This is a genomic window from Micromonospora sp. WMMD729 (assembly GCF_049315225.1).
GTDB lineage: Bacteria > Actinomycetota > Actinomycetes > Mycobacteriales > Micromonosporaceae > Micromonospora.
Genome location: NZ_CP186059.1, coordinates 5,983,369 through 5,997,492, shown reverse-complemented (window position 1 = coordinate 5,997,492; position 14,124 = coordinate 5,983,369). Strand labels below are relative to the sequence as shown.

Genomic DNA, 14,124 nt, shown 5'->3' with positions numbered 1-14,124 from the left:
CCACCGATCATCAACGCGGGCTAGCTTTGGTGACATGCTCTACCTGGACCGGCCTGCCTGGCCGTGGCGCGGTCGGCTGTGGTCGCACCTGATCAGCGACGTCTCCTACGCCGAGTTGCACGCCTTCGCCGAGGCGCTGGGCGCACCCCGCCGCGGCTTCGACCGGGACCACTACGACATTCCGGCCGACCGGTTCGCGGCTGCGGTGTGGCTGGGCGCCCGGGTGGTGCCGAGCCGGGAACTGGTCCGGCTGCTCCGCGACGCCGACCTGCGTCGCCCGAAGCACCTCAACGGTTCGCCGGCCCGGTGAGCACGGCCAACTCGCGGCGCAGGTTGTCGCGGGCCGGCGCCTCCCACCGTCGCGCCAGCGGCGGCAGCCGGAACAGCGCGGGCAGCGCCAGCAACCCGTTGAGGACGCTGGCCCGGCCGCTGCGGAAGGCCGGGTCGGGCACGTGCGCGTACTCCCGTCGGATGGCCGCCGCGTAGCGGTCGTAGTCGGCCGGCGGGCTGGCCAGCACGGCGAGGTCCGCGTCGCAGAGCAGCGCGCCGTCGGGGTCGTCCGCCGGTACCCGGTGTCCGGCGGTCAGCAGAACCAGCCGGCGGACCTCGGCCACCGCGGGGTCGGGCACCCCGAGCCCGCTGAGCAGGCTCCCGGCCAGTGCCGCGCTGTCCCGTTCGTTGGCGTCACCGACGGCCCGGGGATCGTAGACCGCGTCGTGACACCAGGCCGCCAACCGGACCAGGTCGGGCCGCGCGGCCAGCTCGGCATGGCGGTCCACCACGTCGAGCACGGCGGCCAGGTGCGTGACGGTGTGGTAGTGCCGATGCGGCTCCCGCCAGCGGGCGAGCAGCCGCTCACCGGCCCGGGTCGCGTGCTCGTCCGGTATCGCACCGGCGGCGTGCGCCGCCGCCCGCCACCGCTCCCGCAGATCGGCCACCGCCCGAGTCTGCCGCATCCGTACGCCGCGCACGCCCGGGGGAGGATTCAGCGGGCCCGCCACGGGTAGTCGCGCCCATGGCGGCGGCCCGGGACAAGAGACCTCCGATGGTGCGGCGTGCGCCCCTGCGCGACGGACTCGTCGACGTCGACGGTGCGCGCATCGCCGAGGCCACCGAGCAGCTCAAGCACCGCAGCCGGGCCACTCTGCACGACCGGCTGCACAGGGTACGGATGGCCGGCGGGCTGGCCGTGCAGGCCGGGTTGGCGGCCGGCCTCGCGTACCTCGTCTCGCACAAGCTGCTCGGCAACCCGCAACCGGTCTTCGCGCCGATCTCCGCGGTCGGCACCCTGGCCGCCTCGGTGGGCCAGCGGTTCCGCCGGACCGTGGAGCTGATCGTCGGGGTGGGCGTCGGGGTGTTCGTCGGTGACCTGCTGATCTACTTCCTCGGCACCGGCGCGTGGCAACTCGGCCTGGTGGTCACGGTGGCGATCCTGCTCACCATCTTCGCCGGGGCGAGCGTGGCCATCGTCATCCAGGCGGCGGCCACGGCGGTGCTGATCGTGACGCTCAGCCCGTCGACCCAGAATCTGGAGATCCCCCGCTTCGTCGACGCGTTCCTCGGCGGCGGGGTCGCCCTGCTGGTGACGGCGGTGCTGCTGCCGCTGAACCCGCTCCGGGTGATCAACCGGGCCGCCCGTCCGGCGCTGGACCTGCTCGCCGCGCAGCTCGACGCCACCGCCGACGGGTTGCGCACCCGGGACCGCGCCATCATCCAGCGGGCGCTGGAACGGTTGCGCGACAACAAGCAGGAGCTGGCCACCCTGACCGAGGCGATCGAGGGCGCGAAGGAGACGGCGACCCTGTCACCGGCCCGTTGGCACCGCCGCAACGAACTCACCCACTACGCCGAGGCGGCTGACCCGATCGACCGCGCGATGCGGAACTCCGGCACGCTGATCCGCCGGTCCGTCACCCTGATCGAGGACGACGAGCCGGTACCGGACCCGATGCCGGACGCGATCGGCCACCTCGCCGAGTCGGTCCGGCTGCTCAAGCACGAGTTCGCGGTGGGGGAGGAGCCGCAGAAGGCGCGGGAGCGGTCGCTGCGGGCCGTCAGCGAGGCCGGTCGCGCGTACGGGGCCGGCGTCGGCTTCTCGGGCAGCGTCGTGATCGCCCAGGTCCGTACCACGGCAAGTGACCTGCTGGTGGCCTCCGGCATCGAGCAGGAGGAGGCGAACCGCTGGATCCGCACCTCCTTCGGCGACCAGGAGCGACCGGTGGGTGAACCGGCCGAACCGGGCGAGGCGCCGAAACCACCCACCGCGCCGCCGGTCGGCTGAACGCGGGGCTCAGGCCACCTCGGCGAGCGCCGCGAGCAGCCGGTCGACCTGGGCGGCGGTGCTGCCCAGACCGATGCTGGCACGCAGCGCGGTCGACGGAAGATCCCTCCGGCCGGTACGCGTGGCCGCCTCGTCCAGCAGCCGCCGGGCCAGCGGGTGGGCGCAGAACAACCCGTCCCGTACGCCGATGTGGTGCTCGGCGGCGAGCCGGGCGGCCACCGTGGCGGAGTCCTGACCGGCGACCACGAACGACACGATGCCGACCCGGGGCGCGTCCGGGCCGAAGGTGCGCAACTCCACGACGTGCGGCAGGGCCGCGAGGCCGGCCCGAAGCCGGGCCAGCAACGCCTGTTCGTGGGCGGCGAGCGCGACCCGGTCGGCGTCGGTCAGCGCCGCGCAGACCGCCGCCAGCGCCACCGCGCCCAGCAGGTTGGGGGTACCGCCCTCGTGCCGCGCCGGGCCGGTCGTCCAGGCCACGTCGTGGGTGGCCGGCCCGACGTGGCTGGTGGCCCCACCGCCGGCCAGGTACGGCGGGGCGGCATCCAGCCAGTCCGCCCGGCCGACGAGCACCCCCGCGCCGAACGGGGCGTACAGCTTGTGCCCGGAGACGGCCAGGTAGTCCACGTCGAGCGCCTGCCTGTCGACCGGCGCGTGCGGGGCGAGTTGCGCCGCGTCGAGGACGATCCGCGCGCCGTACCGGTGGGCCACCCGGGCCAGCTCGGCGACCGGCCACAGCTCACCGGTGACGTTGCTCGCCCCGGTCACCGCGACCAGCACCGGCAGCGCGGGGTTGCTGTCGCGGCGCAGTTCGCTCAGCGCGGCGGCGAGAGCGCGGACCGCCGCGGCCGGGTCGGCGGGCACCGGCAGGCGTACCGAGCCGCGTGGCCAGGGCAGCAGGTTCGCGTGGTGCTCACCGGCGAAGGTGACCACCGTCGTGCCGGCCGGCAACGAGCGGGCCAGCAGGTTGAGCGCGTCCGTGGTGTTCCGGGTGAAGACCACGTGGTCGTCCGCGCGGGCGCCGAGGAAGTCACCGACCGTCTGCCGGGCCCGCTCGTAGGCCAGCGTGCAGCGCCGCGACAGCGCTCCCGCCCCCCGGTGCACGCTGGCGTACCAGGGCAGCAGTTCGGTGACCGCGTCGGCCGCGGCCCGCGCGCACGGCGCGGTGGCCGCGTAGTCCAGGTTGATCTCGCCGGGCACGCCCAGCACGTCGAGCGCCGCCGACGGTGGGGACGCGAGAGCGGGCAGGCTGGGCAGCGAGGGTACGAGAGTGACGGACACGCCGGAACCTCCGGGGTCAGGGACCCCGGGTGTGCTGTCGGGACGGGGTCCGCGCTTGCCCAGCACACCGATCGGGCTGGGCCCGGTCATCACCCGGGGCACCCCACCGCGAACTCGACGAGGGTTGCCGGCCAGCAAGCCGGGGCTTGACGCTGGCGCTCGTGACCTGCCGGCAGCATAGCGGCTGTGGATGCGACCGGACCAGCCGGCGGCGGATGGCTACGCTGACCGCATGGCCGACACCCCGCCCGGTGCCCCCCTGCCGTCGCCGCCGCACCCGCCGATGGCCCCGCCCGTCGGCGGGTCACCCGGGATCCCGCCGCGCCGCTTCGGCTGGCTGCGGTTCCTGGTGCTGGCCGGGGTGGTGCTGCTCATCGCCGCGTGCGCGGTCTTCATGGTCGTCCGGCTCGGCCAGTCGCTGGGGCTCGACGCGCTGCTCATCGGGGTGGGCGCCGCCATCCTGCCGGTGCCGGTACTGGTCGCCTGCTTCCTCTGGCTGGACCGGTACGAACCGGAGCCCCTGAAGTACCTGATCTTCTGCTTCACCTGGGGCGCGTTCGTCTCCACCGCCGTCTCGCTGAACGTGAACGAGTTCGCCGCCGGGCGGTTCGCCGACTGGGGGCTGCCGGACGCGCTGACCGCCGTGCTGGTGGCGCCGTTCATCGAGGAGTTGACCAAGGCGCTCGGCCCGATCCTGCTGCTGGTGTTCCGGCGTCGGGAGTGGTCCGGGATCACCGACGGCCTGGTCTACTGCGGGCTCTCCGCGGTCGGCTTCGCCATGGTGGAGAACATCCTCTACCTGGGCGGGTACGGCTACGCGGCCGGCGCCGACCGGTACGGCCCGGCGACCGGCACCCAGCAGGTGATCGCCATCTTCATCGTGCGGATCCTGCTGTTCGGGTTCGCCCATCCCCTCTTCACCTCGATGACCGGTGTGGGGCTCGGGGTGGCCGCCCGTACCGCCGACCGGCGGGTCCGGGTGCTGGCCCCGATCGCCGGCCTGCTGCTGGCGATGATGCTGCACGGCACCTGGAACCTGTTGCCCACGCTGACCCAGGCCACCGGCGAAGCGGTGATCATGCTGTACGGCTTCCTGGGGCTGATGGTGCCGGTGTTCTTCGGGGTGGTCGGGCTGGCCGTGTGGCTGCGCGCCTGGGAGGGCCGGCTCACCGAGCGGACGCTGCCGGACTACGTACGCGCCGGCTGGTTGAGCCCGCCCGAGGTGGCCGCACTGAGCAGCCTGGGTCGTCGGCACGCCGCCCGGAGCTGGGCACGCCGCGTCGGCGGCGACGCCGGTGCGCGTGCCATGCGCGGATACCAGCTCGCCGCGACCCGGCTGGCCCTGCTGCGCGACGGGACGCTGCGTGGACTGGACCGTAAGCCGGCCGACCGGGAGCGGAGCGCCGTCGAGGAGCGGCAACTGCTGGAGGCGATCACCGCGTACCGGTCGTACTTCGTGGGCCGTGACCCGCAGGCCCCGGTCGGTGTCTGGGACGGTAGCCAGTACCACCTGCGCTTCCCGGACGGCACCCAGCGGTCGGTGACCGCACCCGATGAGCCGGTGGTGCCCATTCCGGTGGTGCTCGCCCCGGCGCCCCCGGTCAGCTACCCGCCGGCCGGCTGGCCCGGTTTGCGCCCGGCCGCGCCGTGGCCGCCCGCTAACCGGTGAGCGCGGCGGGCGGCGTCGCGGACCGGCGGGGTCAGGTCATCAGGGTGGTGAGAAAGTCGCCGAGCCCCTGGGCCATCGCGATCAACGCTGCCCCGATCGCCTTGAACATCTGCGCTGCGCCGTCCGGCCGGAACGCCATGAAGTAGATCAGGAAAGCGACGCTGCCCCAGGTCAGCAGCTTCTTCACGAATACCGGCATCGTCCCTCCCCAGGGCCACGGTCGCCGGCTGGCTTCCCGTCGTACGGTCCGACAAACGGCGCGGTCAGGCCCGGGGGTGGCTAGAGGTAGAGGCCGGTGGAGTCGTTCTCCACCCGTTCGGCGGCGACGGCGTGCACGTCGCGCTCGCGCAGCAGCACGTACCCGCGGCCGTGCAGTTCGACCTCGGAACGGTCGTCCGGGTCGAAGAGCACCCGGTCGCCGGAGACGATGGCGCGGACGTTCGGCCCCACGCCCACGGCGGTGGCCCACGCGAGGCGCTTGCCGACCGCTGCGGTCGCCGGGATGACGATGCCAGCGGTGGAGCGACGCTCGCCCTCGCTGCCGTCCATCCGTACCAGCACGCGGTCGTGCAGCAGGCGGATCGGCAGGCCGGTGTCGAGATCCTGGTCGGCGGTCACGGGGCAGACGCTACCGTGTCGCAGGTGACCGGCCGCCGGTGGTTACGCCCATGGCCGTACGGGCATTGTGTGGCGGAACTGCCCTACCGTGTCGGGAACGGACGTATGCTGTCCGACCTGTCGCCGTGGGCGGACGATTCTTCTGCCAGGAGGTGCGCTTGAGCCGCTTCGAGCGGGTACGCGGGCGGCTGCGCCGCGCCTACCAGTCAGGACAGCAGTCGGTACGCGCCGCCCAGGAGACCCCGAGCGACGCGCCGGAGTCGCCGGGGGTCGCCTCGCCGGCCGTCCCCGGTCCCGCCGCTCCGGCGAAGGCCACGGTCGTCGGCGCGGAACCGCCGGTGGACCTGCACAGCTCCACGTCCAGCCGGGACGACGCCGACGTGCCGCACGGCCTGCGGATCGCCGCCGCCTGGTGCTGGCGGTTGATCGTGATCGGTGTGGTCGCCTGGGCGCTGCTCCGGATCGTCGGCACGGTCCGGATCGTGATCATCCCGTTGGCCATCGCGTTGCTGCTCTCGGCCCTGCTCGCGCCGGCCGTGGGATGGCTGCTGCGGGCCCGGCTGCCCCGTTCCCTGGCGACGGCCGTGGTGCTGGTCGGCGGCCTGGCGGCGGTCATCGGCACGCTGACCCTGGTGGTCAACGAGTTCATCCAGGGCGTGCCGGAGCTGAGCGAGAAGTCGTCGCAGGGCGTCCGGCAGATCCAGAACTGGCTGAAGACCGGCCCGTTGCACCTGTCCGACACCCAGCTCGACCGCTACATCGACGAGGCGCAGGGCTGGATCAACGACAACACCTCGAAGTTCACCAGCGGCGCGCTGAGCACCGCGGCGACGCTGGCCGAGGTGCTGACCGGCACGCTGCTGGTGCTGTTCGCGACGTTCTTCTTCCTGCGCGACGGCAACCGGATCTGGCGGTTCCTCGTCCGGCTGCTGCCGGTGGCCGCCCGCTGGAAGGTCGACGACGCCGGGCGGGCCGCCTGGCAGACCCTCGTCGCGTACGTCCGCGCGACCGTGCTTGTCGCCTTCATCGACGCTGTCGGCATCGGCATCTTCCTGGTCATCTTCGACGTGCCGTTCGCCTTCCCGCTGGCCGCCCTGGTGTTCCTCGGCGCGTTCATCCCGATCGTCGGCGCGGCGCTCTCCGGCGGTGTCGCCGTGCTGGTGGCGCTTGTCGACAGCGGCCCGGTCACCGCGTTGATCATCCTGGGTGCGGTGATCGGTGTGCAGCAGGTCGAGGGGCACGTGCTCCAGCCCCTCATCATGGGCCGGGCGGTGGCCATCCACCCGCTCGCGGTGATCATCGGGATCGCGGCCGGCGTGGTGCTCGCGGGCATCACCGGCGCGCTGGTCTCCGTCCCGCTGATCGCCGTGCTGAACACCGCGGTACGCCGGCTGGCCGCCCGCACCGTCCCCGACACCCCACCCGACGCCGTAGTAGTAGCCTCCCAAGCCCCCTGAACCCCGACCCTCCCTGCCCCCGCGCCCCACCCCTGACTCGCCGATCTTGCACTTTCGGTGGCGACAAATGCGGCTAAAACGCCCCAAATCGACAACCGAAACTGCAAGATCGACGCGGGGTGGCGCGACGGCGCGCGACGGGGCGGCGCGGGGTGGGGTGGGGGGTGGGTTAGGTCTGGGCTAGGCGGGTTAGGGCGCCTCGGGCTACTTCGGGGCGGGTGGTGTACCAGAACGGGGGGAGGGACCGGCGTAGGAACGGGCCGTAGCCTCTTGCCGTTTCCAGGCGGGAGTCGAGTACCGCGACGACGCCCTTGTCGCCGGTCGCCCGGATCAGCCGGCCCACGCCCTGCGCCAACCGGACCGCGGCGATCGGCACGCTGACCGCCGCGAAGCCGGAGCCGCCGCCCGCGTCCACGGCGGCCGCGCGAGCAGCCGCCAGCGGCTCGTCGGGCCGGGGGAAAGGCAGCCGGTCGATGACCACCAGCTGACAGGCGTCGCCGGGCACGTCCACCCCCTGCCAGAGCGACATCACCCCGAACAGGCAGCTCGACCTCTCCTCCCGGAACCGCCGGACCAGCAGCGGCAGCGCCTCCTCGCCCTGCAACAACACCGGCAGGTCGGTCCGAGCGCGCAGCAGCTCCGCCGCCTGCGTCGCGGCCCGTCGGGAGGAGAAGAGCCCGAGGGTACGACCACCGAGCGCCTCGACGAGCCCGAGCAACTCCTCGCCGGCCGCGTCGGGCAGCCCGGAGACGCTGGGCCGGGGTAGGTGCGCGGCGACGTACAGGATGCCCTGGCGGGCGTAGTCGAACGGCGAGCCCACGTCGAGAGACCGCCAGCCCGGCCCCTCGGTCGCCGGGACGGCGGACCCCGTGTCGGCGGCGAGTCGGCGGCCCGGCGTCTCGGCCGCCGGCCGTCCGGGACCGCTCTGGGAGGCCAGCGCGGCGGCGGCCGGGGACGCCGGAACCGGCGGGGCGTCCAGGCCGAGGGCACGGGCCACCGTGTCGAACCGTCCGCCGAGGGTCAGGGTGGCCGAGGTGGCGACCACGGTGCGCTCGTCGTACAGGTGGGCGGCGAGGGTGCCGGCGACCGACAGGGGCGCGACCACCAGGGCCCGCCGGTTGCCGCTGTCGTTCTTCTCCACCCAGGCCACGTCGTGGTCGGCCTCTTCGAGGAGTCGCTGGGCGGTGCTGGAGAGGTCGTCCATCGCGGCCTTGGCCTGCTGCTTGCGGACCGGGTCGGGATCGTCGGACTTGATCTCGCCGATCGTGTCCAGGGCGGCGCGGGTGGCCGAGTCGAGCAGGGTGCACGCCTCACGCAGCGGCGTCGGTAGACCGGCGGTGAGTCGCCCGGCCGGCGCCTCGGCCAGCCCGACGGCGAGGGCGTCACCGGCGGCGGTCAGCGCGTCGGCCGTCTCCGGGCGCAGCAGCGGGCGGGCCCGCCGGGTGGACCGGTCGATCATCTCCGGCACGAGTTCGGCCTGGGCGGCGGAGGAGACCCGGTCGGCCAGCTCGTGCGCCTCGTCGACGATCAGCAGCTTGTGCGGCGGGACGATGTGCCGGTCGGCCAGCATGTCGACCGCGAGCAGGCTGTGGTTGGTCACCACGATGTCGGCCTCGCGGGCGCGGGCCCGGGACGCCTCGGCGAAGCACTCCGCGCCGAACGGGCAGCGGGTCGCCCCGACGCACTCCCGCGACGGCATGGAGACCAGTCGCCATGCCTGGTCGTCGACGCCCGGGTCGAGCTCGTCGCGGTCGCCGGTGTCGGTCTTCTCGGCCCAGTCGCGCAGCCGCTCGATCTGCTTGCCGATCCGGCCGGCCTCGCCGAGCCACTTGGTGCCGCCGCCGGGGCGGGAGGCCGGGGCGTCGAAGAGGGTGTCCTCCGGCTCGTCGGCGGTGGAGTTGTCCAACCGGGCCAGGCAGAGATAGTGGTGACGACCCTTGAGCACCGCGAACGTGGGTCGCCGGCCGAGCACCGGCTCGACCGCGTCGGCCAGCCGGGGCAGGTCGTGGTCGACGAGTTGGGACTGCAACGCCAGCGTGGCCGTGGAGACCACCACCGGGCCGTCCACGGTGAGCGCCGGCGCGAGGTAGGCCAGGGACTTTCCGGTGCCGGTGCCGGCCTGCACGAGCAGGTGCTCGCCGCTGGTCACGCACTCCTCGATGGCCGTGGCCATCTGCTGCTGCCCGGGTCGGGCCGCGCCACCGGGAACCGCGCCGACGGCCGCCGCGAGCAGGTCCGCGCCGCTGGGTCGAGCGCCCCGCCGCCGGCCTGCGCCGCGGGCCGAGGTGGGGGCGGAACCGGTGGCGGTGCGGGGCGGAGTCACCGTGCGACGGTACCCGTCGCCGCCGACACCGACTGCGCCCATCCGTCCGCGTGGCGCGTACCCGTCCGTCGACCGCGCGGGCCGGTGCCGCCCGGTTACGGCTGCACTACGACGTGTGGGCGCTATCGGTTAGGGTGCGAATCATGCCGAGCGACGTGGTCCGAGTGATCTACCGCAAGTACGACGGCAGCGCCCACCGCGACTACCCGGCCCGCCGCCTCACCGAGGACGACCTCGGCGTCTGGCTCGGCGTCCCGTTCGGCACCGAATCGGTCTACCACGGCCGGCCGTCGGTGGAGAAGATCCCCTTCGTCCTGCTGGTCCCGCACCACGCCTGGTGGACGTGCATGTTCAACCCGCCCCCGCGCACCAGCGAGGTCTACTGCGACATCGCCACGCCGGCCCGTTGGGAGTCCGACGACACGGTCCACCTGATCGACCTCGACCTGGACGTGGTCCGGCGGCGGGCCACCGGGGTGGTGGAGTTGCTGGACGAGGACGAGTTCGCCGAGCACCGGGCCCGTTTCGGCTACCCGGACGACGTGGTGGTCGAGGCCGAGGCGGCGGCCCGGTGGTTGTACGGCGCGCTCGGCGACGGCACCGAGCCGTTCGCCACCTCGTACCGTAAGTGGTTGGCCCTGGTGGTCTGAGCCCGCGCGCGGCGGGCGTCGACGCGCGGATGGTGCGCGGGTGGGCGATGATCCTCAGATGAGCGAACCGCGGCAACGACAGGGCGGGCAGATCGTGCCGCCGGACGGTGGCTCGGTGCGGGACCTGTTGCGGGTCACCGCGCCGGTGGATCTCGCCGCGATCGATCCCCGGTCCACGCCCGGCCTGCCGGCCGCCGATAGGCTCGGTGAGCGCCGCAAGACCTGGGCCCGCGGCCAGGTGGAGCTGATCGGCGAGGAGTTGGGCCGGCAGCAGGAGATGCTGTTCGCGATGGCCAAGGCCGGGTCGACGACGCAGCCCGCGCGCCGGGTGCTGCTGGTGCTCCAGGCCATGGACTGCGGTGGCAAGGACGGCACGATCAAGCGGGTGGCGGGCGCGATGAACCCGCTGGGCCTGCACATCCGCTCGTTCGGGCCGCCGACCGAGGAGGAGTTGCAGCACGACTTCCTCTGGCGGATCCGCCGGGAGTTGCCGCCTGCGGGGTACGTCGGCATGTTCAACCGGTCGCACTACGAGGACGTGCTGATCGCCCGGGTCGGCGGGTTGGTGCCGGAGGCGGTCTGGCGGGCCCGCTACGACGAGATCAACTCGTTCGAGCGGGAGCTGACCGAGGACAACGTGACCGTCGTCAAGGTGATGCTGCACATCTCGTACGCCGAGCAGGGCGAGCGGCTGCTGGAACGGCTCACGGATCCGCGTAAGCACTGGAAGTACAACCCGTCGGACGTCGACTCCCGGTCGCACTGGGACGACTACCAGGCCGCGTACGCCGAGGCCCTGAGCCGGTGCGGCATGGACGCCGCGCCGTGGTTCGTGGTGCCGGCGGACCGCAAGTGGTACCGGGACTGGGCGGTGGCCCACCTGCTGCGGGAGACGTTCGACACGCTCCCGCTGGGGTATCCGGCTGCCGATTTCGACGTGGCGCACGAGCGCGAGCGGTTGGCCGCTGGGGGAGCGGGGACGGGTGGGACGCCCGAGATGAACACTAGGTGAACGGGCGGTGAATGTGGTCCGACCAGGGGTGGGCCGGCGAATTCGCGGTTCCGGCGTTTCCTAGCATTCACCGAGCGGACGCCCACGGACGCCGCCACCCTTCCACCGACGCGACGAGGTCTGTGCTGTGAAGTTTTCCTTCCGCCCCACCGAGGGCGCCTTCTACGAGCTCTTCACCAGGGCCGCGCAGAACCTGGTCCGGGGCACCACGCTGCTGAACGAACTGGCTCTGCCCGGTGTCGACGTGCAGTCGGTCAGCGAGCGGCTGACCGAGGTCGAGCACGACAGCGACCAGATCACGCACGATCTCTACAAGAAGATCAACTCGACCTTCATCACGCCGTTCGACCGGGAGGACATCTACCGGCTCGGCTCGCTGCTGGACGACGTGATGGACCACCTGGAGGCGGTCGGCGACCTGCTCTACCTGTACGGGCTGACCGAGCTGCCGGCGCTGCCCCGGGAGCTGCACGAGATGGTCAACGTGCTCGACCAGCAGGCCAAGCTGACCGCCGAGGCGATGCCCCGGCTCCAGTCGATGAAGGACCTCGAGGACTACTGGATCGAGTGCAACCGGCTGGAGAACGAGGGTGACCGGATCAACCGGCAGCTCCTCGTCCGGCTCTTCTCGGGCGAGTACGACGCGTTGACCGTGCTGAAGATGAAGGAGGTCGCCGACGAGCTGGAGGCCGCCTGCGACGCCTTCGAGCACGTGGCCAACACCGTCGAGACCATCGCGGTCAAGGAGTCCTGAACCGGTGACTCCCGAACTCATCGCCGTGCTGGCGGTGATCGCGGTGGCCCTGGCGTTCGACTACACCAACGGCTTCCACGACGCCGCCAACGCGATCGCGACAAGCGTCTCGACCCGCGCGCTGACACCCCGGATCGCCCTCGGCCTCGCCGCGGTCGGCAACTTCATCGGCGCCCACTTCGGCGCCGGGGTCGCCAAGACCGTCGGCGACGGGCTGGTCACCCTCCCCACCGGCGTGAGCAGCCTCGGCGTGGTCTTCGCCGGGGTGTTGGGCGCCATCGCCTGGAACCTGATCACCTGGTACTTCGGCCTGCCGTCGTCGTCCTCGCACGCGCTCTTCGGCGGCCTGGTCGGCGCGACCCTGCTGTCCACCGGCGGCATCGTGCAGTGGGGCAACATCGGCGAGAAGATCATCCTGCCGATGGTGCTCTCGCCGATCGTCGGCCTCACCCTCGGTTACCTGCTGATGCTGGCGATCCTCTGGCTCTTCCGCAAGGGTCAGCCGGGCAAGCTCAACCGGGGTTTCCGCCACGCGCAGACCGTCTCCGCCGCCGCGATGTCCGTCGGTCACGGTATGCAGGACGCCGCCAAGACGATGGGCATCGTGGTGCTGGCGCTCTACACCGGCGGTTTCCAGGAGAGCAAGACGCACATTCCCGGCTGGGTCTTCTGGACCTCGGCCACCATGCTGGCCCTCGGCACGTACGCCGGTGGTTGGCGGATCATCCGCACCCTCGGTCGCAAGATCATCGACCTCGGGCCGCCGGAGGGCTTCGCCGCCGAGACGGTGGCCAGCGCGGTGCTCTACTTCAACGCCCTGGTGCTCAAGGCCCCGATCTCCACCACTCACACGATCACCTCGGCGATCATGGGTGTGGGCGCGACCAAGCGGCTCTCCGCGGTCCGCTGGAACGTCGCCGGCAACATCGTGATCGCCTGGGTCATCACGTTCCCGGCTGCCGCGCTGATCGCCTGCGTCACCTATCTGCTGGTCCGGCCGCTGTTCGGCTGACCGGTTCCGGCGCACGGAACGGCCCCCGGATCTCCGGGGGCCGTTTTGCGCCTCACTCGTAGCGCACGCCGATCTGCTCGCGGACCGTGTCCAGCAGCGCCATCACCTCGAGGGTCGTGGTGTGCGGCACCACCGGGCTCTCGGTCAGCCCGGCGGCCAGGCAGCGCTGCACCTCGATCGCCTCGTACTGGTAGCCGTTGCCGGCCTCCTCGGCGGCGATCGTCTCCGGCTCGGCGCTGTCCCGGTACAGGGTCAGCGAGGCCGGCCGGAAGAACGGCTCGGGCAGGTCGATCCGGCCGGTGCTGCCGGTGATCGAGGCGGCCAACGTGCTCGCCCCGACCATGCCGCAGCTCAGCGTGGCCACCGCCCCGCTGTCGTACCCCAGGAGGATGCCGGTGTTCTCGTCGGTGCCCTCCGGGCCCAGGTGCGCCCAGGACCGGATGTGCTGCGGCACGCCGAGCAGCAGGTGCGCCAGGCTGATCGGGTAGATCCCCAGGTCGAGCAGTGCGCCCCCGCCGAGCTTCGGGTTGCGCATCCGGTGCTCCGGCGGGAACGGTCCGGCCACCCCGAAGTCGGCCCGTACGTTGCGCACCGTGCCGATCGCGCCGTCCGCGACGAGCTGGACCATTCGCTGGATGATCGGGTTGGTCCGCATCCACATGGCCTCCATCAGGAAGACCCCGGCGGCGCGGGCGGTGTCCACCAGCTCGGTGCTGGTGGCCAGGTCGAGGGTGAACGGCTTCTCCAGCAGCACCGCGCGGCCGGCGGTCAGGCAGGTCAGCGCCGCCTCGTGGTGCGCGGCGTGCGGAGTGGCCACGTAGATCACGTCGACCTCAGGATCGGCGGCCAGCTCCACCCAGGAGCCGTACGCCCGCTGCGCCCCGTACGTGTCCGCGAACCGCCGCGCGCTGTCAACCGAGCGGGAGCCGACCGCGACCAGTTCGGCGTCCGGCACCAGCCGGAGGTCTTCGGCGAAACGGCTGGCGATGTGGCCGGTGGCCAGGATGCCCCAACGAGTCATGCCGGAACGCTAACCCCTGTGGCAGCTGGCCGGACGTCGCCCCTCGCCG

14 protein-coding genes and 1 riboswitch are annotated in these 14,124 nt (G+C 72.6%); of the genes, 8 read left to right on the top strand and 6 right to left on the bottom strand.

Annotation, left to right across the window (positions count from 1 at the left end; all coding sequences use genetic code 11):
* The first annotated feature begins 34 nt into the window (after positions 1–34).
* Entirely contained in the window at positions 35–310 is a 276-nt protein-coding gene (locus tag ACN263_RS27595) for a DUF4031 domain-containing protein (protein ID WP_422737153.1), read from the top strand.
* On the opposite strand, the gene ACN263_RS27590 is transcribed toward ACN263_RS27595, so the two are convergent.
* Positions 288–938, bottom strand: a complete 651-nt coding sequence (locus ACN263_RS27590; protein ID WP_422737152.1) for a metal-dependent phosphohydrolase — start codon at positions 936–938, stop codon at positions 288–290. The genes ACN263_RS27595 and ACN263_RS27590 overlap by 23 nt on opposite strands.
* A gap of 107 nt (positions 939–1,045) precedes the next feature.
* Here ACN263_RS27590 and ACN263_RS27585 point away from each other — a divergent pair, with 107 nt between their 5' ends.
* Complete coding sequence (locus ACN263_RS27585; RefSeq protein ID WP_422737151.1) at positions 1,046–2,281, top strand: FUSC family protein; 1,236 nt, start codon at positions 1,046–1,048, stop codon at positions 2,279–2,281.
* Positions 2,282–2,290: 9 nt separating this feature from the next.
* On the opposite strand, the gene ACN263_RS27580 is transcribed toward ACN263_RS27585, so the two are convergent.
* Positions 2,291–3,526, bottom strand: a complete 1,236-nt coding sequence (locus ACN263_RS27580; protein ID WP_422740844.1) for an aminotransferase class V-fold PLP-dependent enzyme — start codon at positions 3,524–3,526, stop codon at positions 2,291–2,293.
* A 79-nt stretch (positions 3,527–3,605) separates the two neighbouring features.
* Positions 3,606–3,726, bottom strand: a riboswitch (SAM riboswitch).
* A 23-nt stretch (positions 3,727–3,749) separates the two neighbouring features.
* Between ACN263_RS27580 and ACN263_RS27575 the strand changes: the two genes are divergently transcribed.
* On the top strand, positions 3,750–5,228 hold the full coding sequence (locus ACN263_RS27575; protein WP_422737150.1) for a PrsW family intramembrane metalloprotease: 1,479 nt from the start codon (positions 3,750–3,752) through the stop codon (positions 5,226–5,228).
* Between the two features lie 31 nt (positions 5,229–5,259).
* On the opposite strand, the gene ACN263_RS27570 is transcribed toward ACN263_RS27575, so the two are convergent.
* Complete coding sequence (locus ACN263_RS27570) at positions 5,260–5,427, bottom strand: hypothetical protein (protein ID WP_234588321.1); 168 nt, start codon at positions 5,425–5,427, stop codon at positions 5,260–5,262.
* Positions 5,428–5,507: 80 nt separating this feature from the next.
* Positions 5,508–5,846 (bottom strand): GroES family chaperonin, encoded by a 339-nt coding sequence (locus ACN263_RS27565; RefSeq protein WP_422737149.1) that lies wholly within the window; start codon positions 5,844–5,846, stop codon positions 5,508–5,510.
* A 158-nt stretch (positions 5,847–6,004) separates the two neighbouring features.
* Between ACN263_RS27565 and ACN263_RS27560 the strand changes: the two genes are divergently transcribed.
* Positions 6,005–7,303, top strand: coding sequence for an AI-2E family transporter (locus ACN263_RS27560; protein WP_422737148.1), 1,299 nt, complete (start codon positions 6,005–6,007; stop codon positions 7,301–7,303).
* Positions 7,304–7,472: 169 nt separating this feature from the next.
* Here ACN263_RS27560 and ACN263_RS27555 read toward each other — a convergent pair whose 3' ends face one another.
* Positions 7,473–9,668, bottom strand: coding sequence for an ATP-dependent DNA helicase (locus ACN263_RS27555; protein ID WP_422737147.1), 2,196 nt, complete (start codon positions 9,666–9,668; stop codon positions 7,473–7,475).
* A 101-nt stretch (positions 9,669–9,769) separates the two neighbouring features.
* Here ACN263_RS27555 and ACN263_RS27550 point away from each other — a divergent pair, with 101 nt between their 5' ends.
* From ACN263_RS27550 to ACN263_RS27535, 4 genes are all read left to right on the top strand, one after another.
* Entirely contained in the window at positions 9,770–10,276 is a 507-nt protein-coding gene (locus tag ACN263_RS27550; protein ID WP_355050885.1) for a DUF402 domain-containing protein, read from the top strand.
* 58 nt (positions 10,277–10,334) lie between these two features.
* Entirely contained in the window at positions 10,335–11,288 is a 954-nt protein-coding gene (locus ACN263_RS27545; RefSeq protein ID WP_422737146.1) for a PPK2 family polyphosphate kinase, read from the top strand.
* 127 nt (positions 11,289–11,415) lie between these two features.
* Positions 11,416–12,042 carry a DUF47 domain-containing protein gene (locus ACN263_RS27540; protein ID WP_355050883.1) on the top strand — a complete coding sequence of 209 codons (627 nt, stop codon included), beginning with the start codon at positions 11,416–11,418 and terminating at the stop codon, positions 12,040–12,042.
* A gap of 4 nt (positions 12,043–12,046) precedes the next feature.
* Positions 12,047–13,054 (top strand): inorganic phosphate transporter, encoded by a 1,008-nt coding sequence (locus tag ACN263_RS27535; RefSeq protein ID WP_421473415.1) that lies wholly within the window; start codon positions 12,047–12,049, stop codon positions 13,052–13,054.
* A gap of 52 nt (positions 13,055–13,106) precedes the next feature.
* Here ACN263_RS27535 and ACN263_RS27530 read toward each other — a convergent pair whose 3' ends face one another.
* Positions 13,107–14,075: a Gfo/Idh/MocA family protein gene (locus tag ACN263_RS27530; protein WP_422737145.1), complete on the bottom strand. Its 969-nt coding sequence runs from the start codon at positions 14,073–14,075 to the stop codon at positions 13,107–13,109.
* Between the last annotated feature and the right edge of the window lie 49 nt (positions 14,076–14,124).

Coding starts and splice junctions, on each gene's coding strand:
- ACN263_RS27545 (WP_422737146.1), top strand. CDS start 10,335: ATGAGCGAACCGCGGCAACGACAGGGCGGGCAGATCGTGCCGCCGGAC.
- ACN263_RS27555 (WP_422737147.1), bottom strand. CDS start 9,668: ATGGGCGCAGTCGGTGTCGGCGGCGACGGGTACCGTCGCACGGTGACT.
- ACN263_RS27530 (WP_422737145.1), bottom strand. CDS start 14,075: ATGACTCGTTGGGGCATCCTGGCCACCGGCCACATCGCCAGCCGTTTC.
- ACN263_RS27595 (WP_422737153.1), top strand. CDS start 35: ATGCTCTACCTGGACCGGCCTGCCTGGCCGTGGCGCGGTCGGCTGTGG.
- ACN263_RS27570 (WP_234588321.1), bottom strand. CDS start 5,427: ATGCCGGTATTCGTGAAGAAGCTGCTGACCTGGGGCAGCGTCGCTTTC.
- ACN263_RS27575 (WP_422737150.1), top strand. CDS start 3,750: ATGCGACCGGACCAGCCGGCGGCGGATGGCTACGCTGACCGCATGGCC.
- ACN263_RS27585 (WP_422737151.1), top strand. CDS start 1,046: ATGGTGCGGCGTGCGCCCCTGCGCGACGGACTCGTCGACGTCGACGGT.
- ACN263_RS27550 (WP_355050885.1), top strand. CDS start 9,770: ATGCCGAGCGACGTGGTCCGAGTGATCTACCGCAAGTACGACGGCAGC.